Consider the following 26,668-nt stretch of genomic DNA (forward strand, 5'->3'; position numbering starts at 1 on the left):
ACCGGCCGGTGTCGGCGCTCTGCATTGAGGCTCCGATGGAACCCACCGTCTATATTTTTCGCATCGACGCCTTCACGCCAGACAGCATGCCAATGGCGCGCCTAGCCGAATATATGGCCACGCTGGCGAAGCTCATCGGCTACCCTGAGCACACCCATTTCGTGAGGTTGGACGAAGGCAGCGCAAAGCTTGTCCACAAGGTCGACCCGGTTGACGCGCCAAAAGTAGCAGAGCGCGTTCGGGGAGCGGCCCGTGGCGAAGGCCCTCTCGATGTGCTCGCGGCGAAGGAAAAGCTCGACCAATTACTGGCAAACGACAACGCCGTGGGAGAGCTGACGCAAGAGGACGGCCAAGTCATCATCCCCTTCCCCGGTAGAACACGACCAAAACCGCTCACCTTCCCGGCCTTTCGCCAGGACGGTTCGATTGAGGGCCAGGTCGTCAGTATCGGCGGCAGGGACGCGACTGCACACGCGATCCTTCAGGACGGAGCAATTACCTACACTGGCCTCACTATGGCACGCGACATAGCGAGGGACCTCGCTCACCACCTTTACGGTCAAAAGCTACGCCTCGTAGGAAATGGCCGGTGGGAACGTCGACCGGACGGTGCTTGGAAGCTGTTGGAGTTCAGGGTCGACCGATTTGTGCTTCTCGATGAGAGCCCAATTGACGACGTGCTGCGCGACATACGGGGCATTCCCGGCAATCACCTTATGCAGAAATCGGCTTATCCCGATGTCCTCGACTTCGGCTCGGACGATGAGGCCCTGCATTGATCGTCGCCGTTGACGCGAGCACGCTAACGCTTCTGGTGAACCCAGAGTCGGATCCACCCTTGGATCCAAGCACGGGTCAACCGCTAACGCACGCGGCAGACAGACTCGCCAAGCTCGTTGGCGAGGTTGAGCGGGTCAAAGGAACCATCCTCATCCCCACGCCCGCACTCGCGGAGGTGCTGGTCAGGGCCGAGGATGCCGGGCCGGCCATCTTGGAGCAATTGAACGCCTCGGCGCGCTTCAAAATCGCGGACTTCGATCAACGCGCAGCTGTCGAGGTAGCTGCGATGATGCGCGACGCGGTCCGCGCCGGTGACAAGTTCGGCGGGGTCTCAGAGCCTTGGCAGAAGGTGAAATATGACCGTCAGATTGTCGCGATCGCGCGCGTGAATGGCGCTTCGGCGATCTACGCCGACGACAATGGGGTAGCCACGTTCGGCGAGGCCATTGGCCTAAAGGTGATACGGACCTGGGAGCTGCCTCTGCCGGAGACTGAAGAGAACCTATTTACGCTCGCAGGGCTGGATCCTACCGGCGCAGCACCAGAGACAGCACAGACTTCCAACTTGGACACCCTAGAGTAGCTTGCGAATGCAAACGAGCCTGGTGCGGGTTCCTAGGCGTGCTGCATCCTTGTCGCATGGAGCTGCCGAGCTACCGCGAGAAATCGCAGAAATCTGCGGAAATCAACGAAAATGCCGCGAACGTGACGCTAAGCGACCCGCTTGGCGCTAAACTCCTCTAACTTCAGGAAAAAAATGGATGCCCCGCGTGGATTCGAACCACGATTGACGGAGTCAGAGTCCGTAGTCTTACCATTAGACGACGGGGCAAGAGGCGGGCGAGATAAGAAGACCCGCCTCTCCTGTCAACGCTGCCGGTCGACGGCGGCCGGCCCTCGCCTTGCCGCAACACCCGCCTTTGTGTAGAACGGAGTCAAGTCAATGGGCGGCTCGATCGCCCGCAACGAAAACAGAATGAGAAGTCGGGTCATGCCGCAGCAAGCCGCCTCGGCGGAGCAAATGCCGGCCTCGGAGCCGCCCGCCGCAATATCCCCCCTTTCCGTACCGTCGCGCCGGTTCGCCCGAAACACTTATGGGGCGATCGACCTGGGCACGAACAATTGCCGGCTGCTCGTCGCCCGCCCCACCGAGGACGGATTCACGGTCATTGACGCCTTTTCCCGAGTCGTCAGGCTCGGCGAGGGCATGGCGACCAGCGGCAAGATCAGCGAGGCGGCCATGGACCGGGCGATCGCCGCCCTCTCCGTCTGCGCCGAAAAGCTTCGCCGCCGCCGCGTCGGCCTCGCCCGATCGGTGGCCACGGAAGCGTGCCGGCGCGCCGTCAACGGCCGCCAGTTCGTCGAGCGGGTCCGGCGCGAGACCGGCATCTGCCTGGAGATCATCTCCCCGGAGGAGGAGGCGCGGCTCGCCATGCTCGGCTGCCACCGGCTGCTGGAGCCGGGCGACGGGCCGGCGCTGATCTTCGACATTGGCGGCGGATCGACCGAACTGGTCCTGATCGACACGGACGACGAGACCCCAAGGATCAAGTGCTGGTGGAGCGCGCCCTGGGGCGTCTATTCGCTGACCGAGAGCGAAGGCCGGGCCTTCGCCACAGCCGACGAGCGGCTGGCCGCCTATGGCCGGATGCGCGAGCGGGTCCGGCACGCCTTCCGCCGCTTCCTCGATCTGCTTCCCGCCGACAAGGAGAATATCCGGCTGATGGGAACGAGCGGCACGGTCACGACGCTCGCCAGCGTCCACCTTGCTTTGCCGAGCTACGACCGGCGCGCCGTTGACGGCCTTCGGATGCCGACGGCGGCGATGCGCGACATCAGCCGGATGCTGTCCCGGATGAGCCATGAGGAACGCGCCCAGCTTCCCTGCATCGGCCATGAGCGGGCCGATCTGGTGGTCGCCGGCTGCGCGATCCTGGAAGCGATCATGGACATCTGGCCGGCAGAAACCCTCGGAGTCGCCGATCGCGGAATCCGGGAAGGCATATTGCGTTCGCTGATGGCCCGCGACGGCTGGCCGATATGATCCGGGGCGCAAGCCCGGCCCGGGCGGACCGGAGCCGTTCCCGGAGGATGGCGGCGCTGCGATGAGAGGCGCGGGTGGCGGCAAGACCCGAGTCCGAACCGCGAAGGGCCGAAAGATCGGTTCGACCCGCTGGCTCGAGCGGCAGCTCAACGATCCTTATGTCAAACGGGCGAAGGCCGAGGGCTATCGCTCCCGGGCCGCCTACAAGCTGATCGAACTCGACGAGCGGTTCGGCTTCCTCAAGGGCGTGAAGCGGGTCGTCGATCTCGGAATCGCGCCGGGCGGCTGGACCCAGGTGGTTCGGCAGAAGGCGCCGCAGGCGAGCGTGGTCGGGATCGATCTCCTCCCCACCGACCCGATCGACGGCGTCGAGATCCTGCAGATGGATTTCATGGACGAAGCGGCGCCGGAGCGGCTGAAGGAGGCGCTTGGCGGCCCGGCCGACCTCGTCCTGTCCGACATGGCCGCCAATACGGTCGGCCATCCGCAGACCGACCATCTTCGGACCATGGCCCTGGTCGAAACCGCGCTTCACTTCGCAGCCGAAGTGCTTCGGCCCGGCGGCGCCTTCGTCGCCAAGGTGCTCGCTGGCGGCGCCGACGCCAATCTCGTCGCCGAGCTCAAGCGGCGCTTCGCCAACGTGAAGCATGCCAAGCCGCCGGCCAGCCGCAAGGGGTCGTCCGAATGGTATGTCGTCGCGCAGGGATTCAAGTCGGCGGATTGACCTTCGCCCGACGGAGGATCCGGCGCGTTGCTAGCGACGGCCCCCGGCAGCCCTTGCCTCGGCGATGGCGTCGCGAAGGGCCTCGTAGCCGACCGCCCCCTGCAGGACCCGGTTGCCGACCACGAAGGTCGGAGTCCCGCTCGCGCCGATGGCACGGCCCACCTCGAAATTGCGCTCGAGCTCGGCCCGGAACTCCGGCGTAAGCTCCGGCTCCCCGACCCCGAGCGTGGAGCGCGCCTGAGCGACCGCAGCCTCGGTCGGGCGGGCGGTGGCGAAGAGGCGGTCATGGAAGGCCCGGAACCGACCGGCTTTGGCCGCCGCAAGGCTGGCGATGGCGGCGCGCTCGCTGTCGGGACCGAGCACCGGATATTCGCGCCACACCACCTTCAGCCTCGGATCTTCGCGCAGCAGCCGCTCGACGTCGGGATTGGCGGCACGGCAGAAGCCGCAGGCATAATCGAAGAATTCGACGAGAACGACATCCCCGTCCTCGGCGCCCGCCCAGGCGCTGTGGAACGGCGTTTCAAGGATGGTTCGATGCCGCTCCACCGCGATCGCCGCCTCGCGATCGCGAAGCCGCTCCATCGCCTCCGGAATGACTTCCGGATGCTCGAGCAGATAGGAGCGGATGAAATAGCCATTGGCCGCCAGCATGGCGCCGGCACCGAGCACGGCGCCGAGCAGCGCCGCAACCAGGGTGGTCTTCCAGCCGCCCGCGGCCGGGCGCGACATTTCGGGCATCAGCGGTTCCGCCGTCGTTCGAGGGCGCTTCGCGAAACCATGGCGATGTCCTGGGCCCTGAGCCAGTCCGGCGTGTTGGCCGGGATGCCCATCATCGCCTGTTCGGCACTGACGAGAGCGAGCTGCGGCTGGCCGGTGAGATTGTAGCGTTCTGCCGTGGCGAGAGCGGCGCGCGCCTGATCGCCTTCGCGATCATAGACGATGCCGAGCTGGTACCAGGCAAAGGGATTGCTGTTGTCGCGCTGGACGGCCAGTCGAAGAACGCGCTTGGCCTCCTCAAAATTTTCCGGATTCTCGGTGGCGATCAGCGCATGGCCGAGCATGGCGCTGATCAGCGGCTGGTCCGGTGCCTGTTCCACGGCCTCGCGGAGCGAACCGAGGGCCTCCTGCGGCCGCCCCGATTCGAGCAGGATCTGGCCCTTGAGCTCGAGGAAATAGGGATCGTTCGGCCGCTCGCGAAGGAGGCTGTCCGCCTCGGCGAGAGCACGCTCCGGATGAGCGCCACGATGATAGGCATAGGCCCGGGCGTAACGCGCCGGAACCGAGCGGTCGCTCTCCGGATAGCGGGTCATCACCTGCCGCGGATCCTCGACATAGCCGATCAGCTTGGCCCGGACCCGCTGGAAGCGTTCCTCGACCCCGGGATCGGTTGGCCGATCCCAGGCCGGATCGTTCTGGTAGATATTCTCGAGCCTCGAGATGCGTTCGGAGGTGAGCGGGTGGGTCCGGGCGTAGCCATTGTCCTGGGGTATGTTGAGCCGGAATTCCAGATTCTGCAGCCGCCGGAAGAAAGCGAGCGAACCACGGCCGCTGATTCCGGCACGGGTCAGGTAACTGGCGCCGGCCTGGTCGGCGCTGTTTTCCTGGACCCGCGAAAAAGCGAGGAACTGGCCCAGCGCCGCCTGCTGCCCGGCCGCCAATATGCCCATTCCGGCTTCGCCTGCGCCCGCCGCCATCGCCGCCGCTCCGAGGATGAGCGACAGGATGGCGATGCTGCTCGCCTGGCGCGCCCCATCCTGGAGGCGGATGATGTGGCCGCCGGTGATATGGCCGAGCTCGTGAGCGATCACGCCCTGGACTTCATTGGCATTGTCGGCCGAAGTGATCAGGCCGGAATGGATGTAGACGATCTGTCCGCCGGCGACGAACGCGTTGATTTCGGGATTGTTGATCAGGACGATCTGCACGTCCTGCGGCCGGAGCCCCGCTGCCTCGATCAGCGGCCGGGAGATTTCCCGGAACATCGCCTCTGTTTCCGCGTCACGAAGCACCGTCTGGGCCGCCGCCGGCTGAACCCAAAGGGCGAAGCTCAGCGCAACAAGCATCAACAGTCGGGCAACGAACGCGCTCGGATGAATGCTTCTCGAAACCGCGTCAGCCATCGCCGCCTATTCCTTCCGAGCGCCTGAACCAAGGATGAGCGGCCCCTTGCGGGGCCGCTCCAGGTCAGGCGCCAAAGGTCCGCTGCCACCAGCCGCGCCGGGGCGGTCCGGACGGCTGGGCTTCCGCTTCGGCCGGAACGGCGGGCTCCGCCGGCTCGGCCGGCTCGGGACCGCTGTCGTTGGCCGGTTCGCGCGCCGGCTCGGGCGCAACAGCCTCGGCCGGTTCGACGGCCGTTTCGGCCTCGGCCGGCTCGGGCGTCGGCTCGACGGCGGCTGCGGCCTTCTTGCGGCGAGTGCGCTTCGGCTTGGCCGGCGACTCTTCAGCCGGGGGCGCCTGCTCGACGACGGGGGCCTCCTCGGCTTGGGGAGCGGCAGCCAGGGCCGGCTCGGGCTCGGCCTCGGGCTGCGAAAGGGATTCCGCCTGAGCTTCGGCTGCCGGCGGGCTCGTCTCCTCGCCCCGCTTGCGGGCCCGCGGCCGGCGGCGGCTCTTGCGCGGCTCGGCGGCTTCCTCGGCCGCGGGTTCGGCGGCCTCCTCGATCAGGGGTTCGGCCGGCGCCGATTCGACCGTGGCTTCGGTTTCTGCGGCTAAAGGCTGGTCTGCCGGTTCCTCGCCGCCCGCTTCGCCGGCGACCTCGCCCTCGCGCTCGCGACGACGGCCGCCGCGACGTCCGCGACGGCGACGACGGCGACGCCCTTCCGCCCGCTCCTCGCGAGTCTCACGCTCCTCGCGCGGCTGGCGAGGATCCTCGGCTTCCTCGGCCTCTTCCTCTTCGGATTCTTCCTCGAAGGGCTCGTCCTCTTCCACCGGCACCGGTGCGGGCGGCGCGAGGCGAGGCCGATCGGCCGGCGGCGGTCCGACCGACTCGACCGCCATCTTGGCGCCCTCGAAACTCTCTTCGATCAGCACTTCGACGGCGACTCCGTAACGCTGCTCGACGTCGACAATCTCGTCCCGCTTGCGATTGAGCAGGTAGATGGCGGCGTCGCGCCCGGCGCGCAGGATGATACGGGAGCCGCGGCCCCGAGCCGCTTCGTCTTCGATCATTCGAAGGGCCGACAGTCCCGCCGAGGCGGCGGTCCGCATCAGGCCGGTTCCCTCGCAATGGGGGCACGGCTTGGTCGAGGCCTCGAGAACGCCGGTTCGCAACCGCTGGCGGCTCATCTCCATCAGTCCGAACGAGGAAATCCGGCCGACCTGGATCCGGGCGCGGTCGTTCTTCAGCGCCTCTTTCATCGCCTTTTCGACTTTGCGGATGTGGCTGTTCGACTCCATGTCGATGAAGTCGATGACCACCAGGCCCGCCATGTCGCGCAGCCGAAGCTGCCGGGCGATCTCGTGCGCCGCTTCGATGTTCGTGCTGTAGGCGGTCTGCTCGATATTGTGCTCGCGCGTCGAACGCCCGGAATTGATGTCGATCGAGACCAGCGCCTCGGTCGGATTGATAACGATATAGCCGCCCGACTTCAGCTGCACGACCGGCTGGTACATGGCCGAAAGCTGATCCTCGGCGCCATAGCGCTGGAACAGCGGAACCGGATCGACATATTGCTTCACCCGCCGGACATGGCTGGGCATCAGCAGCTTCATGAAGTTGCGGGCGTCGCGATAGCCTTCCTCGCCCTCGACGATCACTTCGTCGATTTCGCGATTGTAGATGTCGCGGATGGCGCGCTTGATGAGATCGCTGTCCTGGTAGATGAGCGCCGGAGCCGACGACCCTAACGTCTTCTCCCGTATCTCGTCCCAGAGGCGGGCGAGATAGTCGAAGTCGCGCTTGATTTCGGTCTTGGTCCGGGACAGCCCGGCCGTCCGGACGATCAGGCCCATGCTCGACGGCAGGCTCAGCTCCGCCATGATCTGCTTGAGCCGCTTGCGGTCCGAGCCGTTGGAAATCTTGCGGCTGATCCCGCCGCCGTGCGACGTGTTCGGCATCAGGACGCAATAACGTCCCGCAAGGCTCAGATAGGTGGTGAGAGCGGCGCCCTTGTTGCCGCGTTCCTCCTTGACGACCTGGACCAGCAGCACCTGCCGCCGCCGGATCACGTCCTGGATCTTGTAGCGGCGACGAAGCGCCTGGCGCTTGCGCCGCAAGGTCTCGGCCGCGCTCTCCTCCGAACCGTTCTCGGCCTCCTCCGGCGCCGGCGGCGGCACGTCGTCGCCGCCTTCCTCGTCGGCATCGGCAGACATCGGCTCGTCGTCGACCTCGACGACGCCACCGTCGGTTCCGTCCTCGCGATCGAACTCGGCGGCACGGAGCCGCGCCTCCTCCTCCGCATGCTCGGCTTCCTCGCGAAGCAGGGCCTCGCGATCCTCCTTCGGGATCTGGTAATAATCCGGATGGATTTCCGAGAAAGCGAGGAAACCGTGGCGGTTGCCGCCATAATCGACGAACGCCGCCTGAAGCGACGGCTCGACCCGCGTAACCTTGGCTAGATAGATATTTCCCTTGAGCTGCTTGTGCTCGGCGGATTCGAAATCAAACTCCTCGATCCGATTTCCCTTGAGCACGGCCACCCGGGTCTCCTCCTGGTGGCGCGCGTCGATCAACATGCGCATTGTCATCAAAATCACTCCACGCGCGCGGCACTAGGCTGTCGAGCAGCGGCCGGGCGCGATCGAAAATGGACGGCCGCGCGGACGGGCTTCGCCGCCGCGCGTCATATGTCCGGGTTGAAAGTAAATTCGTTGCGTCTGCTGCCCCAGGCAGGCCGGTCACCAGAGCCGGCCGAAAACTCCGTCGACGCAAGCCGTCACCGACGAGGTGCCGGGTCAGCCTGACGGAAAATTGCCACATGCAGCGTCAACCTAGAAGGCCGGCGATCAATGCCGGCGAAAGCCCCCGCGCCGGAGGGAACAAGGTCCCCGAAGGCTCGGCGCGAATATAAGGCTGCTAGCACCCCCTGTCACCAGCGGCAACCACCCGGCTCGAAAAAGCGCATTTTGCTGGACCGTTACGCGCAATGCGGGCCAGGTTGGCGGCATGGAATGGTTGCTGTTGCTGTTGCTGGCGCTGCTGGCTCCCGGACCCGGGCCCTTGCCTGCGGGCCGGGAAGAGGCCCCGGCCGGCGGAGGCGGAGTGACGATCCCGCTCGCCCCGGCGAAAGGCGAGACGGTTCGGGAACTGCCCGCGGTGACGCCCGCCCGAGGCACCAATCCGCCATTGGTCGTGATCGATCCCGGCCATGGCGGCCAGGACCCGGGCGCCCTTTCCCCCTTTGACGGGACTCGGGAGAAGAATGTGACGCTCGCGCTTGCCCGAGCGGTGCGCGACGAGCTTGCCCGGTCCGGGCGAGTTCGGGCAGCGCTGACTCGCGACGAGGACCGCTACCTTCCGCTCGACGAACGCTATGCGATCGCGCGCCGGCTTGGAGCGGACCTGTTCATTTCCATCCACGCCGATGCCGCGCCCTCCAACGACCAGGCGCATGGCGCCACCATCTACACCCTCTCGGAAGTGGCCTCGGACCGGGAGGCGGCGCAGCTCGCCGCCCGGGAGAATGCTTCCGACCTCCTCGGCGGAGCGCGACTCAGCAACGATCCCGCCGTCAACCTCATCCTGATCGACCTTGCCCAGCGGGAAAGCATGGAGATTTCCGCCAACTTCGCGCAATTGCTCTACCGCGAGGCGGCGCCGATCTTTCCGTTCCGGCCGCAATGGCACCGATTTGCCGCTTTCGTCGTCCTGAAGGCCCCGGACATTCCCTCCGTCCTGTTCGAATCCGGCTATCTGACCAACGAGCGGGACGCCGCCTACATCCAGTCCACCGAGGGCCGCGCCCAGATTGCGAGCGGCATGCGCCGGGCGATCGAGGCCCATTTTGCCCGGCGCTTCCTCCCGCCGCAAAGTTGAGGCGGAACGCTTCACCCCCATCGCCGCTTGGGCTAGACGGCAGGTCAATGAGTACGGAACAAGCCGCCGAGCGTATCACCCTTCGCCGCGACCAGAACGGACTTTCCCGCTTCGCCGGCGCGGCGCGGCAGGCGTGGCGAAAAAGGTGGGTCAAGGTCGTGGCGGCGCTTCTGGCGCTGCCGATCCTGGCTTATTTCATCCTCTGGCTGCTGTTCGCCCGGGGGCTCCCTTCGGCCGAATCGCTGCTGACCTACGAGCCGGTGCTTCCTACCCATGTGCGCGACATCAACGGCGAGCCGGTTCAGACCTATGCGCGCGAGCGACGGGTACAGCTCACCTACGACGAATTCCCGACCCAGCTGATCAATGCCTTTCTTGCCGCCGAGGACCGGACCTTCTTCGAACATGGAGGACTGGACTATCCCGGACTCGTCGGGGCGGTGTTCGACTATATTTCCAAGACCGGGACGGGCGAGAGGGCCCGGGGAGGATCGACGATCACTCAGCAGGTGGCGAAGATCTTCTTCACCGGCGACGAATATTCCATCACCCGAAAGATACGCGAGGCCTTTCTCGCCCGGCGGATCGAGTCGGTGCTCACCAAGGAGCAGATCCTCGAACTCTATCTCAACCAGATCTTCCTCGGCCGGAACGCTTATGGCGTCCAGGCCGCGGCTCGGGCCTATTTCGGCAAGGACGTGGACGAGCTGACTCTGGCGGAAACGGCCTATCTCGCCGTGCTTCCCAAGGCGCCGTCCAATTACGACCCGGTCCGTCGCCGGGAGCGCGCCCTGGAACGGCGCAACTGGGTGCTGAGCGAGATGGCCCGGAACCGCTTCATCACCGAGGCGCAGCGCGCCGAAGCCGCCGCTCAGCCCCTGGCGGTGGTGCGCGGCGGAAGCAGCGACATCAGCCGCAGCGTCGGCGGCTATTTCATGGAAGAAGTTCGGCGCCAGCTGATCGAACGTTATGGCGACAATGCCGAAAGCGGGCCGAACAGCGTCTATGCCGGCGGGCTCTGGGTTCGAAGCTCCTACGATCCGGTGATGCAGCGCGCGGCCGAAACGGCGCTTCGCGACGGCCTGACCCGCTATGAGCGGGGCCGCGGCTGGCGCGACCCCGGCCTCAGCGTCGACATGTCCGGGGACTGGCGCTCGCAATTGGCCCTCGCGCCGTTCGGCGCAGGCTATCCGGAGTGGCGCGAAGCGGTCGTGCTTTCCAAGGAAGGCGGAAGCGCGACGATCGGGTTTGTCGACGGAAGCACCGGCACCCTGTCCGCTTCGCTCGCCGCCATGCCTCGGCGAGGCACGGGCGGGCGGGCGTTCGATTCGCTTCGGCCAGGGATGATCATCGCCGTCGAGCAGGAGGGCGGCGCCTGGGCTCTTCGGAGCGTTCCGGAGATCTCGGGAGCGATTGTCGCCGAGGAAGTGGCGACCGGCCGAGTGCGGGCGATGCAGGGCGGGTTCGACGTGCGTCTGTCGGATTTCAACCGCGCCACCCAGGCGCTCCGCCAGCCCGGTTCGGCCTTCAAGCCGATCGTCTATGCCGCCGCGCTCGACAACGGAATGACGCCCGCCTCGATCATCATCGACGGTCCCTTCTGCGTGAACCAGGGCACGCCGACGGCGAAGTGCTTCCGGAACTTCTCCGGCGGCTATGCGGGACCGCAGACGATGCGGTGGGGGCTTGAACAGTCCCGCAACCTGATGACGATCCGGGCGGCGAACCAGGTTGGGATGGACCAGGTCGTCCGACTGGCGCTTCGCACCGGAGTCGGCGACTATCGCGAGATTCCCTATCTGCCGATTTCCCTCGGCGCCGGCGACACGACGGCGCTTCGCCTGACCAACGCCTTCGCGATCATGGCCAATCAGGGGCGGGCCGTCACTCCGACCCTGATCGATTATGTCCAGGACCGGCGCGGCCGGGTGATCTGGCGAGCCGACAGCCGCTGCGAGGTCATGGACGGCTGCAATGCGCCGGACTGGAACGGACGGCCGATGCCGCGTCCGCCGCTGCGCACGCGCCAGGTGATGGATCCGATGACCGCCTATCAGGTCGTCCACATGCTCGAAGGCGTCGTCCAGCGCGGCACCGCGACGATCCTTCGCGATCTCGGGCGGCCGCTGTTCGGAAAGACGGGCACGTCGACCGGTCCGACCAATGTCTGGTTCGTCGGCGGATCGGCCGACATCGTCGCCGGAGTCTATATGGGTTTCGACCGGCCGCGGCCGATGGGCGGCTATGCCCAGGGTGGAACGCTGGCCGCTCCGATCTTCCGTCAGTTCGCCCGCGCCGCATTCGAGGGCATGCCGGTGGTGCCGTTCCGGGCGCCCCAGGGCATCAGAATGGTCCGGATCGACCGCCGCTCCGGTCGGCGGGTGTTCGGCGAGTGGCCGAGCGGCGATCCGCGCGCGGCGGTGATCTGGGAAGCGTTCAAGCCGGAAAGCGAGCCTCGCCGCACCGTCGCTCGCGACCAGATCGACTATTCCGCCCAGGCGCGCCGTCCGCGTCGATCCGCGACGACCAACAGCCAGCAGCCGCGCGACAGCGAATTCTTGCAAAGAGAGGGCGGGATTTACTAGGCCTGCACGCAAATGAAGGCCGCGTCCAAGCCCAGGCAGCCGGCAAGTCGTTTTCGACGGCCGGCCCACGGCAAGGACCGGCCGACCCAGAAATGTTCTGACCGGGCCCAGCCCGGGCCCAGAGATTGGAGACCAAGTCCATGCGCGCCGAAGCGCAATCATCTATCGACCAGATCCGGTCGGCCCTCGACCTGCTGCGCCGGTTCCTGGATTGGGATCGCGCCCTGAAGCGGCTCGATGAACTCAATGCCCGAGTCGAGGATCCGAAGCTCTGGGACGATCCCAAGGCCGCCCAGGACGTGATGCGCGAGCGCCGCCGGCTCGAGGAAGCGATCGGCGCCACCCGAGCCATTGAAAAGGAGCTGGGGGACACGGTCGAGCTGATGGAAATGGCCGAAGCCGAAGGCGACGAATCGCTCGTCGACGACGCCGTGCGCTCCCTCGCCGAGCTCGCCGAACGGGCCGAGCGCGACAAGGTGGCCGCCTTGCTTGCCGGCGAGGCCGACGCCAACGACACCTATATCGAAATCAATGCCGGAGCCGGCGGCACCGAAAGCCAGGACTGGGCCGAAATGCTCCAGCGCATGTATTCGCGCTGGGCCGAACGGCATGGCTACAAGGTGGAGCTGGTCGACCATCATTCCGGCGAGCAGGCCGGGATCAAGTCGGCGACCCTGCTGGTGAAAGGCGAAAATGCCTATGGCTATGCCAAGACCGAAAGCGGCGTTCACCGGCTGGTCCGGATCAGCCCTTATGATTCGAACGCCCGCCGCCACACGAGTTTCTCGAGCGTCTGGGTCTATCCGGTGGTGGATGACGATATCGACATCGAGGTCAACGAAAGCGACCTGAAGATCGACACTTACCGCTCCTCCGGCGCCGGCGGACAGCATGTCAACACGACCGACAGCGCGGTCAGGATCACCCACCTGCCGACCGGGATCATCGTCGCCTGCCAGAACCAGCGCTCCCAGCACAAGAACCGGGCCGAAGCGATGAAGATGCTCAAGGCCCGGCTGTACGAGGCCGAGCTCCAGCGGCGCGAGGCGGAAGCGAGCGCCCAGCACGCCGCCAAGACCGACATCGGCTGGGGCCATCAGATCCGATCCTACGTGCTTCAGCCCTATCAGCTGGTGAAGGATCTTCGAACCGGAGTGACGTCCACTGCTCCAAGCGACGTTCTCGACGGCGACCTCGACCGGTTCATGGCCGCCGCCCTTTCGCAGCGAGTGACGGGCGAGAAGGTCGAAGTGGAAGATGTGGACTAGGGGCGCCTTCGCTCGAGCGGCGCTGATCGGTTTGGCGCTGATCGGCGGCTGCCGACAATCGCCGTCGGAGCAGAGCTCCCGATTTCCGGCGCCGCGCCGGCCGGTGGCGCCGATCGAGTCCCCTCGTTATTCCAACGAGGACGCCCGCGACAGCCTGGGCGAGTTCGAGACGGTCACTCGGCTTGCCGAGATCCGGCCGGGCATGTCGGTTGCCGACATCGGCGCCGGCGAAGGCTATTATACGGTGCGATTGTCGCCGATGGTCGGGGAGGACGGCCGAGTGCTCGCCCAGGACATCGTGCCCCAGACCATCCGGGCGCTCGGCCAGCGAGTCCAGCGCGAGCGGCTCGACAATGTCGCGCTCAAGCTCGGCGAACCCAACAATCCCCAGCTTCCGGACGCTTCCTTCGACCGGGTCCTGATGATCCACATGTATCATGAGATCGCTCAGCCGTTCGAATTCCTGTGGCACCTCCACGACGACCTCAAGAGCGGCGGAAGCGTCGTCGTCGTCGACGCCGATCGGCCCACCAGCCGCCACGGCACTCCGCCGCGCCTGCTCGTCTGCGAGTTCAATGCGGTCGGCTTCGAGCTCACCCGGTTCGAGCGGTTGCCCGACAGCGAATCCTATTTCGCGATGTTCCAGCCGCGCGGCCCCAAGCCGGACCCGGGCCGGATCGAAGTCTGCAATCCCTGATGGGCGGGATCTTCGCGGAACCGAGCGCAGGCAACGGGAGGAATCGGGTGGCGCTTCGAAGGCCGTGGCGCCATAAGCTGGGACCATGCAGCCCTATCTCGATCTCCTGAAAACGATCCTCGAGGAAGGGGTCGAGCAGAAGGATCGGACGGGCGTGGGCACGCTCAGCGTGTTCGGCCACCAGATGCGCTTCGACCTTTCCCAGGGCTTTCCGCTGGTCACGACCAAGAAGCTGCACCTGCGTTCGATCATCATCGAGCTGCTCTGGTTCCTGAAGGGCGATACCAACGTGCGCTGGCTCCAGGAAAACAAGGTCAGCATCTGGGACGAATGGGCGGACGAGCAGGGCGATCTTGGCCCCGTCTACGGCAAGCAATGGCGCCGCTGGCTCGCGCCCGATGGGCGCGAGATCGACCAGATCGCCGAGCTGATCGCGCTGATAAAGCGGGATCCGGCGTCGCGCCGGCAGATCGTCACCGCCTGGAACCCCGCCGAAACCCACCTGATGGCGCTTGCCCCCTGCCATTGCCTGTTCCAGACTCAGGTCGCCGGCGGCAAGCTGAACCTCCAGCTCTATCAGCGAAGCGCTGACGTCTTTCTGGGCGTTCCGTTCAACATCGCCAGCTACGCCCTGCTCACCCACCTGCTCGCCCAGCAATGCGGGCTCGAGCCCGGCACCTTCGTCTGGACCGGCGGCGATTGCCATCTCTACCTCAACCATCTTGACCAGGCGCGCGAGCAGCTGAAGCGCGAGCCGCGCAAGCTGCCCAAGCTGACCATCCTTCGCCGGCCGGAGGCGATCGACCAGTATCGCTACGAGGATTTCGAGATCAGCGGCTACGATCCGCATCCGCACATCAAGGCCGAGGTGGCGGTTTGAACCGACCGATCGTCGAGATCGTCGTCGCCCGGGCCGACAATGGCGTGATCGGCAAGGACGGGGGCTTGCCCTGGCACCTTCCCAGCGATCTCAGGCATTTCAAGATCACGACGATGGGCGCGCCGATGATCATGGGCCGGAAGACGTTCGAAAGCCTTCCGGGGCTTCTGCCCGGCCGGGAACATATCGTCCTGACCCGCGATCCTTCCTGGTCGGCGGACGGGGTGAAGGTCGCTCATTCGCGCGACCAGGCGCTGTCGTTGGCGGCGGGGGACCGCGTTTCGATCATCGGCGGCGCGGAAATCTATCGCGAGTTCCTCCCGATCACCGACCGGATCCACCTGACCGAAGTCCATGTCGACGCCGAAGGCGACACCTGGTTTCCGCAGCTCAACGGCCGCGATTGGTCGACGAGGCGCGGGGACAGGATTCCTTCGAAGGACGGTCACCCGGCTCACACCTTCGTCACCCTCACGCGACGGGAGCCCGGCGCTCGCTGACCTTGGCGACTCGCGATTGTCCCCCTGCTCGGCCTTGCCTATACGCGGCAGGATGGAGCGCCTTGACGGGGGCTCGGCGGTTCCGGCCCACCTTCGCGGCGGCATCGTCGCGCTCGGCAATTTCGACGGGTTTCACAAAGGTCACCAGGCCGTGGTCGGCCGTGCCGTCAGTCGCGCTCATGCCGAAGGCAAGCCGGCGCTGGTCGCCACCTTCGACCCCCACCCGGTCCGCTTCTTCAGGCCCGACATTGCGCCCTTCCGGCTGACGACTCTCGACCAGCGGGAACGGCTGTTCTCCGAGGCGGGTGCGGACGCGATGCTCGTGTTCAATTTCAATGCCGAGCTGGCCTCGGTGACGGCCAGCGAATTCGTCACCGATTTCCTGGTCAACCGGATCGGCGCTTCCGGAGTGGTGACGGGCGAGGATTTCACCTTCGGCAAGGGTCGGGGCGGAAATGTCGACGTTCTGAAGCTCGTCGGCAAGGCCAACCGGATTTCCGTCGATTCCGTAAGCCAGATTCAGGAGGGCGAGGAGCCCGTCTCGTCCAGCCGGATCCGGGAAGCACTGCAGGCCGGAGATTGCGAGACGGCGACCCGGCTGCTGACCCGCCCGTTCGCGATCGAGGGACCGGTCGAGCATGGCGACAAGCGCGGCCGCGAACTCGGCTATCCGACGGCCAATGTCGCCCTCGGCAACTATCTTCGGCCACGCTTCGGCGTCTACGCGGTTCGCGGCCGGCTCGCGGACGGACGGTTGCTCGACGGAGTCGCCAATCTCGGCACCCGGCCGATGTTCGATCCGCCGCGCGAGCTGCTCGAGCCCTGGTTCTTCGATTTTGACGGCGATCTTTACGGGAAGACGATTGAAGTCCAGCTCATCTCCTTCATCCGCGACGAGCGCCTGTTCGACGACGTTGAGGGGCTCAAGGTCCAGATCGCCAGGGACGCGCAAGAGGCTCGGCTTCGGCTGACGGCATGAGGAAGGGTCGGCTCGTCCTGCTCCTGATCGCAGCCGCAGCGGTGGCGCTGTCGCTGATGAACGCGTCCTGGATCGCTCCGGCACCGCAAGGCCGGCTGATCCTGATCGCCCATCGCGGCATCGCCCAGCCGATCGAGGGCGCCGGTCCCGACGAAGCCTGTCCGGCCCGCCGGCTCCGCGCTTCGGGCCACAATTTCATCGAGAACACGCTCTTCTCGCTTCAGAATGCCGTCCGGTTCGGCGCAAGCGGCTTCGCCCTCGACGTCCGACCGACCGCGGACGGGCGAGCCGTCATCTTCCGCGATGAGAGCCTCGAGTGCCGAACCGACGGAAGTGGCGCGGTGCGCGATCGGCCGCTCCAATATCTGAAGAGGCTTGACGTCGGCCATGGCTATAGCCGCGATGGCGGAGTCAGCTTTCCTCTTCGTGGCCGCGGCGTTGGCGGCATGTTGACCGTCGAGGAGGTCGTCCGCGCCTATCCGCGGCAGACGATCCTTTTCCACCTCCACGAGCCGGCCGCTGCGGACGCCCTGGTCGCCGACTTCGGCCGAGCGGGCGCGCCGATCGGCGATCACCACGTCTTCGCCGGGTCGCCGGAAGCGCTGGCGAGGCTTCGACGGCTCACTCCAGCCGGCTGGGTGCTCGATCGGAAATCGAGCCGGTCCTGCCTGGACGATTATCGCCGGACCGGGTGGCTCGGCCTCGTTCCCGACAGCTGCCGAAACATCCTGCTGGCCCTGCCGCGGCAGGGCGGTTGGACGCTCTGGGGCTGGCCCTACCGGTTCCTCGACCGGCTCGGGAAGGCCGGTGCGCGCTTCCTCATCGCCGGCGACGGCGGCGACGATCTGGTCGGGCTCGACACTCCGGAGCAACTCGGCGAGGTTCCGCGCCACTATCGCGGCATGCTCCTGATCGAGGACATGTGGGAGGTCGGCCGCTCGCTTGAACGGTAGCCATTCGTCATCGCGCCCGCTAAGTCCGCCGCCCATGTCCGACAAGAGCGAAGCCCCGAAACAGGATTGGCGCGACACGGTCTTCCTGCCGAGGACCGAATTCCCGATGAAGGCCGGCCTTGCAAGCAAGGAACCGGCGATCCTCGAGCGCTGGGCGGAGGAGAAGCTCTACCAGCGAGTTCGCGAGGCCCGGCAGGGGCGCGAGCGATTCATCCTCCATGATGGCCCGCCCTACGCCAATGGCGATCTCCACATGGGCCATGCGATGAACAAGATCCTGAAGGACATCATCGTCCGGTCGCAGTCGCTGCTCGGCAAGGACGCGCCCTACATTCCGGGCTGGGACTGCCACGGCCTTCCGATCGAATGGAAGGTCGAGGAGGAGTATCGGAAGAAGAAGCTCGACAAGGACGAGGTGCCAAGGCCCCAGTTCCGAGCCGAATGCCGGGCCTATGCCGAGAAGTGGGTCGCGGTTCAGAGCGAGCAGTTCCAGCGCCTTGGAGTGATGGGCGAGTGGGACGATCCCTACCTCACGATGAAATACGAGGCCGAGGCGAAGATCGTCGAGGAGCTTCTGAAGTTCGCCGAAAGCGGCCAGCTTTATCGCGGCGCCAAGCCGGTGATGTGGAGCCCGGTCGAAAAGACCGCGCTGGCCGAGGCCGAGGTCGAATATGAGGAGATCACGTCGACCCAGATCGACGTAGGTTTCGAAATCGTCGACAGTCCGATTCCGGAGCTGGTCGGCGCCCTTGCGGTGATCTGGACGACGACGCCGTGGACGATCCCGGTGAACCAGGCGATCGCTTATGGCGAGCAGATTGAATATGTCCTCGTGCGTGGCAATCGCGGGCAATTTCTGCTGGCGGAGAACCTGATCGATGAATTCGCGCGGCGGGCCGGCGCGGCTTTGTCCGGATCCGTCGAAGAGGCCAGCGCAGGCATAGTCTGGCGAGGAACCGGCGCCGATCTCGCCGGCACCATTGCCCGCCACCCGATGCATCATCTCGGCGGCTTCTTCGCCAGGTCCCGCCCTTTCCTTCCGGGGGAGCATGTCACCACCGACGCCGGTACCGGGCTCGTCCACATGGCGCCGGACCATGGCGAGGAGGATTTCCTCGTCTGCAAGGCGGCGGGAATCGATCCGGTGTTCGCCGTCGACGATGCCGGCTTCTACCGCTCCGACTGGGAATGGCTCGGCGGCCAGGGAAGCGTCATCAACAACAAGTTCAACTCGCCCGAGGGGCCGATCTGTTCGGACCTGCGCGAGGTCGGCGCGCTGCTCGCCGCAAGCCAGGACTTCCGCCACTCCTATCCGCATTCATGGCGATCCAAGGCGAAGATCGTCTATCGCTGCACGCCGCAATGGTTCATCCCGATGGACCGACCGATCGGCGAAGCTGCACCGGCCATCGGGATCGATCCCGAAGAGCGCGAGGTTGGCCATGGCGAGCCCATTCCCAATTCCTTGCGCGAGCAGGCTTTGAACGCGATCGACGACACGCGCTGGGTCCCGGACAAGGCGAAGAACCGGATCCGCGCGATGGTCGAGGGGCGGCCCGACTGGGTGATCAGCCGGCAGCGGGCCTGGGGCGTTCCGATCGCCCTCTACGTCAACCGTCGGACCGGCGAATATCTCAGGGATCCGGCGGTCAACTCGCGAATCATTCACGCCTTCCATGAAGGCGGCGCCGACGCCTGGTTCCAGGCGGACCATCAGCTGCTGCTCGGCAACGGCTACAGCCTCGACGAGTATGAGCCGGTGTTGGACATTCTCGACGTTTGGTTCGACAGCGGATCGACCCATTCCTATGTCGTCGAGGCGCGTTACGGCGAAGGCGTTCGAGCCGACCTTTATGTCGAGGGCTCGGACCAGCATCGCGGCTGGTTCCAGTCCTCCTTGCTCGAAAGCTGCGGGACCCGCGGCCGCGCTCCTTATGAAAGCGTCCTGACCCACGGCTTCGCGCTAGACAGCCAAGGCCGGAAAATGTCCAAGTCGATCGGCAATGTCGTCGATCCGCTCGCGATCATCCGCGACAATGGCGCCGACATCCTTCGCCTGTGGGTCGCGTCCACGGACTATTTCGAGGACGTGCGTATCGGCAAGGAAGTGCTCGCCACCACCACCGACGCCTATCGCAAGCTCAGGAACAGCTTCCGTTACCTGCTCGGCGCGCTTGACGGATTCAGCGCCGACGAGGAAGTGCCGGTCGGCGAAATGCCGGAACTGGAGCGCTGGGTGCTCCACCGCCTCGCAACGATCGACGCCGAGCTTCGAGCGGTGACCGAAGCCTTCGAGTTCAATCGCTACATTCGGCTGATCACCAGCTTCGCCAATGACGACCTGTCGGCCTTCTTCTTCGACATTCGCAAGGATGCGCTCTATTGCGATGTCGGCCCGCAGCTTCCGGAAGGAACTCTGAAGCGACGCGCCTACCGGACGGTGCTCGACCGGATCTTCCATGCGCTGGTGCGCTGGGCGAGCCCGATCCTCTGCTTCACCGCGGAAGAAGTGTGGAGCACTCGCTATCCGCAATCGGGCTCGGTCCACCTGCTCGAATGGCCCGAGATCGACCGGGCGTGGCGCAACGAGGCGCTCGCCGCCAAATGGGACCTGATCCGAGCCACGCGCGAGCGGGTCACCGAAAGCATCGAGCCGCTTCGCAAGGAAAAGGTGATCGGCTCCAGCCTCGAAGCGAAGGTCCTTTATCCCAATCTGGAACTCGACCTTGCCGACTCGGACTTGGCCGAGCTGGCGGAAATCTTCATCGTCTCGGAAGTCGCGCCGGGATTGGGAGAGCAGATCGAAGTGACTCGGACCGAATATGACAAATGCGGCCGTTGCTGGCGCTATTTGCCGGACGTGGCGGAGGACGGAAGCCTGTGCGGACGGTGCGAACAGGTCGTGAATGGCTGAAATGCAAACCCGAAAGGCCGCGCTCTCGCCCGAGCCGAGGCTGAAGCGCAACCGCGCCGTCGCCATGGTTATCTCCCTGCTCGTCTTCATCTTCGACCAGGCGACGAAATGGGTCGTCACCTATCCGCTCAACCTTCAGGGGCAACCGGATCGGACGATCACGATCACCTCCTTCTTCAACCTGCACTGGGTCGAGAATAGAGGCGTTTCGCTGGGTCTGCTGAGCGCCGGCTCGGAAATGGGACGCTGGCTGCTCGTCGCCCTGACTGCCGGAATCGCGCTGTTCGTCGGCGCCTGGATGTGGCGCGAGAAGAGGCGCGACGATTCGGCGGCACTCGCCCTCGTCCTCGGCGGGGCGCTCGGCAACATCGTCGATCGCGTGCGCTACGGCTATGTGGTCGACTTCGCCGACCTTCATTTCGGCGATTGGCGACCTTTTTTGGTCTTCAATGTCGCCGACGCCGCGATTACCATCGGCGTGCTGCTTTTGCTTGTCCGGGCGCTGTTGATGCGCGATGGCAAGGCGCCCAAGAAGGAATCCTGATGATGCGTCTGTCCCACCTCGTCCTCGTCGGCTCTGCCGCCGCCCTGCTCGCCGGCTGCGCCAGCAATCCGTTCGATCGGGACCGTCCGGACGAGTTCGCCGTCGCCCGCAACGCGCCGCTGGTGGTGCCGCCCGACTTCAGCCTGACGCCGCCTCGCCCTGGTGAACCGGACGCCGGACCGGACCCGCGCGCCCAGGCTCTCCAGGCCCTGTTCGGAGGCCCCCAGGAGCGCAGCGCCGTCGAGCGGAGCCTGCTCCAGTCGGCCGGCGCGGACACCGCCGTGCTCGGCGCCCGCTCGGTTGCGGCCGATCCGGAGACGAACGTGGTGAACCGCGGCGCACTGGTCCAGACCATCCTTCAGCTGCCGCAGGGCGATGGGCAGGAAGCCTCGGTCCAGGTCCCGCAATAAGGCTCAGAAGCTGAAACGAAGCGAGGCGACCAGGCCCGCATCCTGGCCGGAAACGGACGGCAGGTCGGTATCCACGTAGCGAAGCCCGACATGGGTGTCGGGCATGCCCCCCATTCGAAGCTGGTGTTCGACTCCCAACGACCAGTTCCAGTAGCTGCCATAGCGTCCCCAATCCTGATGGCCGAACTGAGCGCTGAAGCTCCACGGCCTGAAGGGAATGGCGACGTCCACCTGTCCGAACAGATAGAGCATGTCCTCGTCACCGGTCGCACGCTGATCCGGCGCATATTTGGCGCCCAAAGTCGCATAGACCGGACCGATCAGGTACGACAGCGAAGCATAAGGCTCCACATAGTCGGTCGGCCCGGCACCGCCGACGAAGGCGTAGTAAAGCAGCCCCGTGTCCAGGTCGAAGCCTCGCCCGAGGTCGCTTCGGTAACCGACAAAGAGATCGAGCTCGACATCGCCGAGGTCCCCGAAGGCGGGATCACGGGATCGAAAGCTGTCGAGCCCCTTCAGGGTCGTACCGCGAAATCCCGCGTAGAGGCCGCTATCATGGCCGAGCGTGAGTTGGGCCTGAAGCGCCGGATCCTCGTCGGAGCGCGAAACGCCCCGGAAGCGATAGTCGGAAAGCAGCGATATTTCGCCACTGATGTCCAACCCGGTCGATCCGGTTTCCAGAAGCTCGACCGGCACCTCCGGCAGCGGCTCCTGCTGGGCGAAAGCGGGGGCTGCGCCGAGCAAGGCGGCGGCGAAGACGACGGACTTGATCATCCGGCCGGCCTGCCCCAGCCGCGGCGCCAGCGCAATGCCGTTAGGCTTTCCTTAGGCGCTGGAGGGTAGCGGTTGGCCGCATGACGCACCAGGCGCCCCCTTCTTCGGCCCCGTCGGGCGCAGACCCGGGCCAGCAGATCGCCCAGCTTCGGGAAGCTCTGCGCCTCGTTGAGCAGATCGCCGGGGTTGAGGGTAATGCGGGAGGAAGCGAAGCCCGACTCGACGAGGCCGCCCGGATCAGCATCGCTTATGACAGCGCGCTGCCGGTGGTCCAGCGTCGCTTCGAAGCGCTCGTCGCCGAAACGACCGATTGGGCAGCGGCAGGAGTCGAGGCCCTGCTGGTTGCCGCCGACAAGGCGCCGCCCAAGGCCGCCGCCGCCCGGCTCGCGGTTCAGCTCGAACGCGCGCTCAACGAGATGACGGATCTGATTCGTCCCTGACGGGCGTACCGCCGAAACCCGGCGGCAAGGTTCGTAGATTGACGTCGCGCTGGGGGAACGGGATCTCGATCCCATTCTCCTTGAACAGCAGCCACAGCCGGTTCAGAATCTCGGACTGGATGTTCCCGACCCCGGCCTCGGGATCCGAAATCCAGACCAGGATTTCGTGCTCTACCGAGCTGTCACCGAAAGCACGCAGCCAGACGTTCGGCCTGGGAGATTTGAGCGCACGCGGCGAAGCGCTCGCCGCTTCGATCATTAATCGCTGCGCCAGCGGCAGGTCGCAGTCATAAGCGACGCCGACCGGAATGTGCACCCGGACGTTCGAATTGGAATAGGACCAATTCTCGACTTCGCGGGTCATGAGGTCTTCGTTGGGGATCAGATGCTCCTTGCCGTCACGGGTGACGACGGAAACCGCCCGAACGCCGATCTTGCTGACCGACCCGAAACTGTCGCCGACGACGATCACGTCGCCCGGCTTGATCGACCGGTCCATCAGCAGGATGATCCCGGCGAACAGATTGCCGACAGTCTTCTGAAGGCCGAAGCCGACGGCCAGTCCCAGAGCCCCCGAAAAAACCGCAAGCGCGGTTAGGTCGATCCCGGCCAGGTCGATCCCGACGAAGAAGGCGAGCGCGACGATCGCGATCCCGGCGAGCTTCTGGGCGAGCAGCTGCTGCGTCGGATCCAGTCCCTTGGCCCGCTTGATCGACTGGCTGACGAGTCGGTTGGCGAGCCGGACGAGCAGATAGAGACCCAAGAGAGCGACGCCGATCTGGATCAGAAGAAGCAGCGACAATCGCCGCCGGCCGATCGTGAACGCCAGGCTGTCGAGCGCGTCCCTGATCTTCTCGAGCCCGCCGACCGCGTCGGCGAGCGTGGCGACGAACAGGAAGGCAGCCAGGAACCAGGCGATCCAAGCGGACAGATGAAGACCGAGCACGACATTCCTCGCCAGCGACGCGACGGCGACGGCGGCGACGAGCCCCAGCAGCAGGGAGGCGATCGGGGGCCAGGAATAGACGGCGAGGGCCAGCGTCAGTACCAGCCAAAGGGTGAGATAGCGGACCATCGCGCACATGCGCGGAGCAATGCCTTCCGCCCGGGTGCCGGCCCTGCGCTCCCAGAAACCGGCCAGCCGCGGTCCCAGCCACTTGCCCGCGGCCCAGCCGAGACCAGCCGCGATGAGGATCGCACCGGTGGCGGCCAAAGCAGCGACGAGATCGGGCGTTTCGGGAATGACGATCCCGAAACCGCTCGCCGCCTGCCTCACGCCGCCGCTCCATAGCCGGCCAGCGCCTGCTCCAGATCGGCGATCAGATCGTCCGGATGCTCCAGCCCCACATGAAGCCGGACGAGCGGTCCTTCGAAGTCGAGCCGGGTAGCGGTGCGAACCGGGTCCGCGGGCACGGCGAGGCTTTCGAAGCCGCCCCAGCTATAGCCAATTCCGAACAGTTCCAGAGAGTCGATGAGCCGCGCCCGCGCCGCCTCATCGCCGCCGTTCAGGACGACGGAGAAGAGGCCGGTCGCGCCCCTGAAGTCGCGAAGCCAATGTTCGTGACCAGGACAGTCCGGGAGAGCCGGATGAAGCATCCGCGCGACTTGCGGCTGGGCGCCGAGCCAGCGAGCGACCTTCAGACCGTTTTCCTGGTGGCGCCGAAGCCGAACGTCCAGGGTGCGAAGTCCGCGAAGGGCCAGCCAGCAATCGTCGGGACTCGCGGTCTGGCCGAGGACTCGTCGGCTCTGCTCCAGCCGCTCGGCATAATCGCCGGTGGCGGTGACCGTGCCCAGCATCACGTCGGCGTGACCGCCAATATATTTGGTGCAGGCAAGGATCGACAGATCGACTCCGGCGGCGATGGCCGGGAAGAAGAGCGGCGTTGCCCAGGTATTGTCGAGCAAGGTCGCAATCCCGCGCGCCTTCGCCACCGCACAGATTGCGGGCACGTCCTGCACCTCGAACGTGTGGGTTCCGGGACTCTCCATGAAGATCGCCCGGGTTCGCTCGCCGATCAGCTGCTCGATGCCCGCACCGATGAGCGGATCGTAATAGCGGGTGACGACGCCCAACCGCTTGAGCAGAGTCTGGCAGAAGGCGCGGGTCGGACCATAAACGCTGTCGACCATCAGCAGTTCGTCGCCCGTTTCCAGCACCGACAGCAGGGCCGAGGCGACGGCGGCGGAACCGGACGGGTAGAGACGGGTCAGCGCCGCACCGGGCTCGAGCTCGGTCAGCGCCTCGCACAAGGCCCAGCTCGTCGGCGTCCCGTTGCGCCCGTAATGAAGATGTCCGTCGCGGGGCGGATTGGCCAACTCCATCGCCTCGATGCTGTCGAACAGGATGGTCGAGGCGCGCCAGACGGGAGGGTTGACGATTCCTCCGGTCCATTCCTCGCGGCGACCTGCCGCGACCAGCTTCGTCTCCGGCCGCTTGTCGCTCATCGAGCGGCGGTCGCCTTGGGAGTAGCGGGATCCGCGCCCCATTCCGACCAGCTGCCATCGTAAAGGCGAACGTCTTCCTTGCCGAGCAGGCGCGCTCCAAACAGAATCACGGCCGCCGTGACTCCCGATCCGCAGGTCGTCACCATCGGCCGCCTCAGGTCGATTCCCGCCGCTTCGAAGGCGGAGCGCAATTCCTCGCCCCTCTTCCAACTATTGTCGGGCTTGAAGAGCTGACCTTGCGGGAGGTTGCGCGACCCGGGGATGTGACCGGAGGCCAGGCCGGGCCTCGGCTCCGGGTCGGTTCCGGCGAAACGCGGCGCCGGTCGCGCGTCGACGATCTCGTGAGTGCCCGCCTGGATGATCTCAAGCATGAACTCCTTGTCCGCAACGGCTGTCGGGTCGAGAAATGGTGTGAAATGCCCATGGCGATTCTGGGTTCGGCCATGCTCGACCGGCCGCCCCTCCGCCTTCCATTTCTGAAAGCCGCCATCGAGAATTGCGACATAATGCGCGCCGAAGCTCTTCAGCATCCACCAGAGGCGGGCGGCGGTATGGCTCGGCGAGTTGTCGTAGACGACAATGCGCGCACCGTCGCGCACGCCCAGCGACTGCATCCGGCTGGCAAATCTGTCCTCGGAAGGCATCATATGGGGGAACGGACTGTCGCTGTCGCTGATCTCTTCGATATCCGAAAAGACCGCACCGGGAATGTGCTCGACCTCGAACTCCGAGCGAGCGTCGCGGCCGGAATTGGGTAGGAACGAAGTGGCGTCGACGATCCGGAGGTCTTCAGCGCCGAGCGCATTTTCCAGCCAATCCGTCGAGACCAGCGCTTCCATCACCCCGAACCTCCTGCTGCACGCCCTGGCCTTAACGCCTTTCGGACCGAAAAGGGAATCCACCCTGGACGCAATGCGCGCGCCCGGACGGTCGCGCGTTCGCGGGCCGGCGAGGCGCCGCAGCCATCATCCCGACGCTCAGAGGATCCCGCGAAACGCGCCGCCGTCGATCAGCAGGCTTTGACCGGTGATGTATCCGGCCTGAGCCGAGCAGAGGAAGGCGCAGGCGGCGCCGAACTCGGCTGGGTCGCCGAAGCGTTTCGCCGGGATCGCCTGCTCCCGCTGGCGGCGAAGCTCGTCGGGCTTGCGTCCGGTTTCGAGCGACTGGTTCTGGATGAGGGCGGCGATCCGATCGGTGTCGAACGCGCCCGGTAGCAGATTGTTGATCGTGACGTTGGCGTGAGCGATCGATCGCGCCACGCCCGCAACGAAGCCCGTCAGCCCGGCACGGGCTCCGCTGGACAGATCCAACCCGGCGAGCGGCGCCTTCACCGAGCCGGAGGTGATGTTGACGATCCGTCCGAAGCGGCATTCGACCATCGAGTCGATTACTGCCTGGATCAGCGCGATCGGAGCGATCATGTTCGCTTCCAGGCCGGCAAGCAGCGCTTCGCGGCCAACCTTGCGGAAATCGCGCGGCGGCGGACCGCCATTGTTGTTCACCAGAATGTCGATTCGAGGCACCGCCTTGAGCAGCGCCTCGCGTCCGCTTTCCGTCGAAAGGTCGGCGGGGACCGCGATCAATTCCGACCCCGTTTCTCCGGCAATCTCGTCGCGGGTAAGTGCCAGCCGATCGGGATCCCGACCGTTGATCACCACCGTTGCGCCCGCCTTTGCCAGCGCCTCGGCGCAGGCCCGCCCGAGTCCCCGGCTCGACGCGCAAACGACGGCGTTCCGGCCGGCGATACCGAGGTCCAT

General features: G+C 65.8%; 24 protein-coding genes and 1 tRNA gene. 16 read left to right on the plus strand and 9 right to left on the minus strand.

All coding sequences use genetic code 11. From position 1 onward, the window contains the following. The first annotated feature begins 35 nt into the window (after positions 1–35). Both ACRYLT_RS02935 and ACRYLT_RS02940 read left to right on the plus strand, forming a co-directional pair. Complete coding sequence (locus ACRYLT_RS02935; RefSeq protein ID WP_482662618.1) at positions 36–779, plus strand: hypothetical protein; 744 nt, start codon at positions 36–38, stop codon at positions 777–779. Then, on the plus strand, positions 776–1,363 hold the full coding sequence (locus ACRYLT_RS02940) for a hypothetical protein (RefSeq protein WP_482662619.1): 588 nt from the start codon (positions 776–778) through the stop codon (positions 1,361–1,363). The genes ACRYLT_RS02935 and ACRYLT_RS02940 overlap by 4 nt, the downstream gene beginning before the upstream one ends. Positions 1,364–1,538: 175 nt before the next feature. Here ACRYLT_RS02940 and ACRYLT_RS02945 read toward each other — a convergent pair. Then, positions 1,539–1,612: transfer RNA gene (locus ACRYLT_RS02945), tRNA-Gln, on the minus strand. Positions 1,613–1,801: 189 nt separating this feature from the next. Between ACRYLT_RS02945 and ACRYLT_RS02950 the strand changes: the two genes are divergently transcribed. Together ACRYLT_RS02950 and ACRYLT_RS02955 are read left to right on the plus strand one after the other, a co-directional pair. Continuing rightward, a complete protein-coding gene (locus tag ACRYLT_RS02950; protein ID WP_482665380.1) occupies positions 1,802–2,824 on the plus strand; it encodes a Ppx/GppA phosphatase family protein in 1,023 nt (340 codons plus the stop codon). Positions 2,825–2,885: 61 nt separating this feature from the next. Beyond that, entirely contained in the window at positions 2,886–3,548 is a 663-nt protein-coding gene (locus ACRYLT_RS02955; RefSeq protein WP_482662620.1) for an RlmE family RNA methyltransferase, read from the plus strand. A 30-nt stretch (positions 3,549–3,578) separates the two neighbouring features. Here the strand turns inward: ACRYLT_RS02955 and ACRYLT_RS02960 are convergent, their stop codons facing one another. The 3 genes from ACRYLT_RS02960 to ACRYLT_RS02970 all read right to left on the minus strand — a co-directional run bounded on the left by ACRYLT_RS02960 (position 3,579) and on the right by ACRYLT_RS02970 (position 8,234). Then, complete coding sequence (locus tag ACRYLT_RS02960) at positions 3,579–4,289, minus strand: DsbA family protein (protein ID WP_482662621.1); 711 nt, start codon at positions 4,287–4,289, stop codon at positions 3,579–3,581. After that, entirely contained in the window at positions 4,289–5,671 is a 1,383-nt protein-coding gene (locus tag ACRYLT_RS02965; RefSeq protein ID WP_482662622.1) for a M48 family metalloprotease, read from the minus strand. Before ACRYLT_RS02965 ends, ACRYLT_RS02960 begins: the two co-directional genes overlap by 1 nt. A gap of 64 nt (positions 5,672–5,735) precedes the next feature. Beyond that, positions 5,736–8,234, minus strand: coding sequence for an Rne/Rng family ribonuclease (locus tag ACRYLT_RS02970; RefSeq protein ID WP_482662623.1), 2,499 nt, complete (start codon positions 8,232–8,234; stop codon positions 5,736–5,738). A gap of 418 nt (positions 8,235–8,652) precedes the next feature. On the opposite strand from ACRYLT_RS02970, the gene ACRYLT_RS02975 reads away from it, so the two are divergent. The 11 genes from ACRYLT_RS02975 (at position 8,653) to ACRYLT_RS03025 (ending at position 21,252) form a co-directional block, all read left to right on the plus strand. Next, a complete protein-coding gene (locus ACRYLT_RS02975) occupies positions 8,653–9,522 on the plus strand; it encodes an N-acetylmuramoyl-L-alanine amidase family protein (protein WP_482662624.1) in 870 nt (289 codons plus the stop codon). Positions 9,523–9,569: 47 nt separating this feature from the next. Next, positions 9,570–12,107, plus strand: a complete 2,538-nt coding sequence (locus ACRYLT_RS02980) for a penicillin-binding protein 1A (protein WP_482662625.1) — start codon at positions 9,570–9,572, stop codon at positions 12,105–12,107. 140 nt (positions 12,108–12,247) lie between these two features. Next, positions 12,248–13,375, plus strand: coding sequence for a peptide chain release factor 2 (gene prfB, locus ACRYLT_RS02985; RefSeq protein WP_482662626.1), 1,128 nt, complete (start codon positions 12,248–12,250; stop codon positions 13,373–13,375). Further along, positions 13,365–14,072 carry a class I SAM-dependent methyltransferase gene (locus tag ACRYLT_RS02990; RefSeq protein WP_482662627.1) on the plus strand — a complete coding sequence of 236 codons (708 nt, stop codon included), beginning with the start codon at positions 13,365–13,367 and terminating at the stop codon, positions 14,070–14,072. Before prfB ends, ACRYLT_RS02990 begins: the two co-directional genes overlap by 11 nt. Before the next feature lie 85 nt (positions 14,073–14,157). Beyond that, the gene (locus ACRYLT_RS02995; RefSeq protein WP_482662628.1) at positions 14,158–14,952 is read left to right on the plus strand and encodes a thymidylate synthase; all 795 of its coding nucleotides are present in this window, start codon (positions 14,158–14,160) and stop codon (positions 14,950–14,952) included. Then, positions 14,949–15,452, plus strand: a complete 504-nt coding sequence (locus ACRYLT_RS03000) for a dihydrofolate reductase (protein ID WP_482662629.1) — start codon at positions 14,949–14,951, stop codon at positions 15,450–15,452. Before ACRYLT_RS02995 ends, ACRYLT_RS03000 begins: the two co-directional genes overlap by 4 nt. Positions 15,453–15,504: 52 nt before the next feature. Next, entirely contained in the window at positions 15,505–16,431 is a 927-nt protein-coding gene (locus ACRYLT_RS03005) for a bifunctional riboflavin kinase/FAD synthetase (protein ID WP_482662630.1), read from the plus strand. Then, positions 16,428–17,384, plus strand: coding sequence for a glycerophosphodiester phosphodiesterase family protein (locus ACRYLT_RS03010; protein ID WP_482662631.1), 957 nt, complete (start codon positions 16,428–16,430; stop codon positions 17,382–17,384). Before ACRYLT_RS03005 ends, ACRYLT_RS03010 begins: the two co-directional genes overlap by 4 nt. A gap of 34 nt (positions 17,385–17,418) precedes the next feature. Next, entirely contained in the window at positions 17,419–20,298 is a 2,880-nt protein-coding gene (gene ileS, locus ACRYLT_RS03015; protein ID WP_482662632.1) for an isoleucine--tRNA ligase, read from the plus strand. Next, positions 20,291–20,842: a signal peptidase II gene (gene lspA / locus ACRYLT_RS03020; protein ID WP_482662633.1), complete on the plus strand. Its 552-nt coding sequence runs from the start codon at positions 20,291–20,293 to the stop codon at positions 20,840–20,842. The genes ileS and lspA overlap by 8 nt, the downstream gene beginning before the upstream one ends. Beyond that, positions 20,842–21,252: a DUF3035 domain-containing protein gene (locus ACRYLT_RS03025; RefSeq protein ID WP_482662634.1), complete on the plus strand. Its 411-nt coding sequence runs from the start codon at positions 20,842–20,844 to the stop codon at positions 21,250–21,252. The genes lspA and ACRYLT_RS03025 overlap by 1 nt, the downstream gene beginning before the upstream one ends. Positions 21,253–21,255: 3 nt before the next feature. On the opposite strand, the gene ACRYLT_RS03030 is transcribed toward ACRYLT_RS03025, so the two are convergent. Continuing rightward, on the minus strand, positions 21,256–22,026 hold the full coding sequence (locus ACRYLT_RS03030) for a TorF family putative porin (RefSeq protein ID WP_482662635.1): 771 nt from the start codon (positions 22,024–22,026) through the stop codon (positions 21,256–21,258). 80 nt (positions 22,027–22,106) lie between these two features. Here ACRYLT_RS03030 and ACRYLT_RS03035 point away from each other — a divergent pair, with 80 nt between their 5' ends. Then, positions 22,107–22,466 carry a hypothetical protein gene (locus tag ACRYLT_RS03035; RefSeq protein WP_482662636.1) on the plus strand — a complete coding sequence of 120 codons (360 nt, stop codon included), beginning with the start codon at positions 22,107–22,109 and terminating at the stop codon, positions 22,464–22,466. On the opposite strand, the gene ACRYLT_RS03040 is transcribed toward ACRYLT_RS03035, so the two are convergent. The 4 genes from ACRYLT_RS03040 to ACRYLT_RS03055 all read right to left on the minus strand — a co-directional run bounded on the left by ACRYLT_RS03040 (position 22,435) and on the right by ACRYLT_RS03055 (position 26,668). After that, the gene (locus tag ACRYLT_RS03040; RefSeq protein WP_482662637.1) at positions 22,435–23,742 is read right to left on the minus strand and encodes a mechanosensitive ion channel family protein; all 1,308 of its coding nucleotides are present in this window, start codon (positions 23,740–23,742) and stop codon (positions 22,435–22,437) included. The genes ACRYLT_RS03035 and ACRYLT_RS03040 overlap by 32 nt on opposite strands. Continuing rightward, positions 23,739–24,911 (minus strand): cystathionine beta-lyase, encoded by a 1,173-nt coding sequence (gene metC / locus ACRYLT_RS03045; protein WP_482662638.1) that lies wholly within the window; start codon positions 24,909–24,911, stop codon positions 23,739–23,741. The genes ACRYLT_RS03040 and metC overlap by 4 nt, the downstream gene beginning before the upstream one ends. Beyond that, positions 24,908–25,750 (minus strand): 3-mercaptopyruvate sulfurtransferase, encoded by an 843-nt coding sequence (gene sseA / locus ACRYLT_RS03050; protein WP_482665381.1) that lies wholly within the window; start codon positions 25,748–25,750, stop codon positions 24,908–24,910. Before sseA ends, metC begins: the two co-directional genes overlap by 4 nt. A gap of 138 nt (positions 25,751–25,888) precedes the next feature. Next, positions 25,889–26,668 (minus strand): SDR family oxidoreductase, encoded by a 780-nt coding sequence (locus tag ACRYLT_RS03055; protein ID WP_482662639.1) that lies wholly within the window; start codon positions 26,666–26,668, stop codon positions 25,889–25,891.

It is taken from the genome of Sphingosinicella sp. SM1-17 (genome assembly GCF_056821765.1).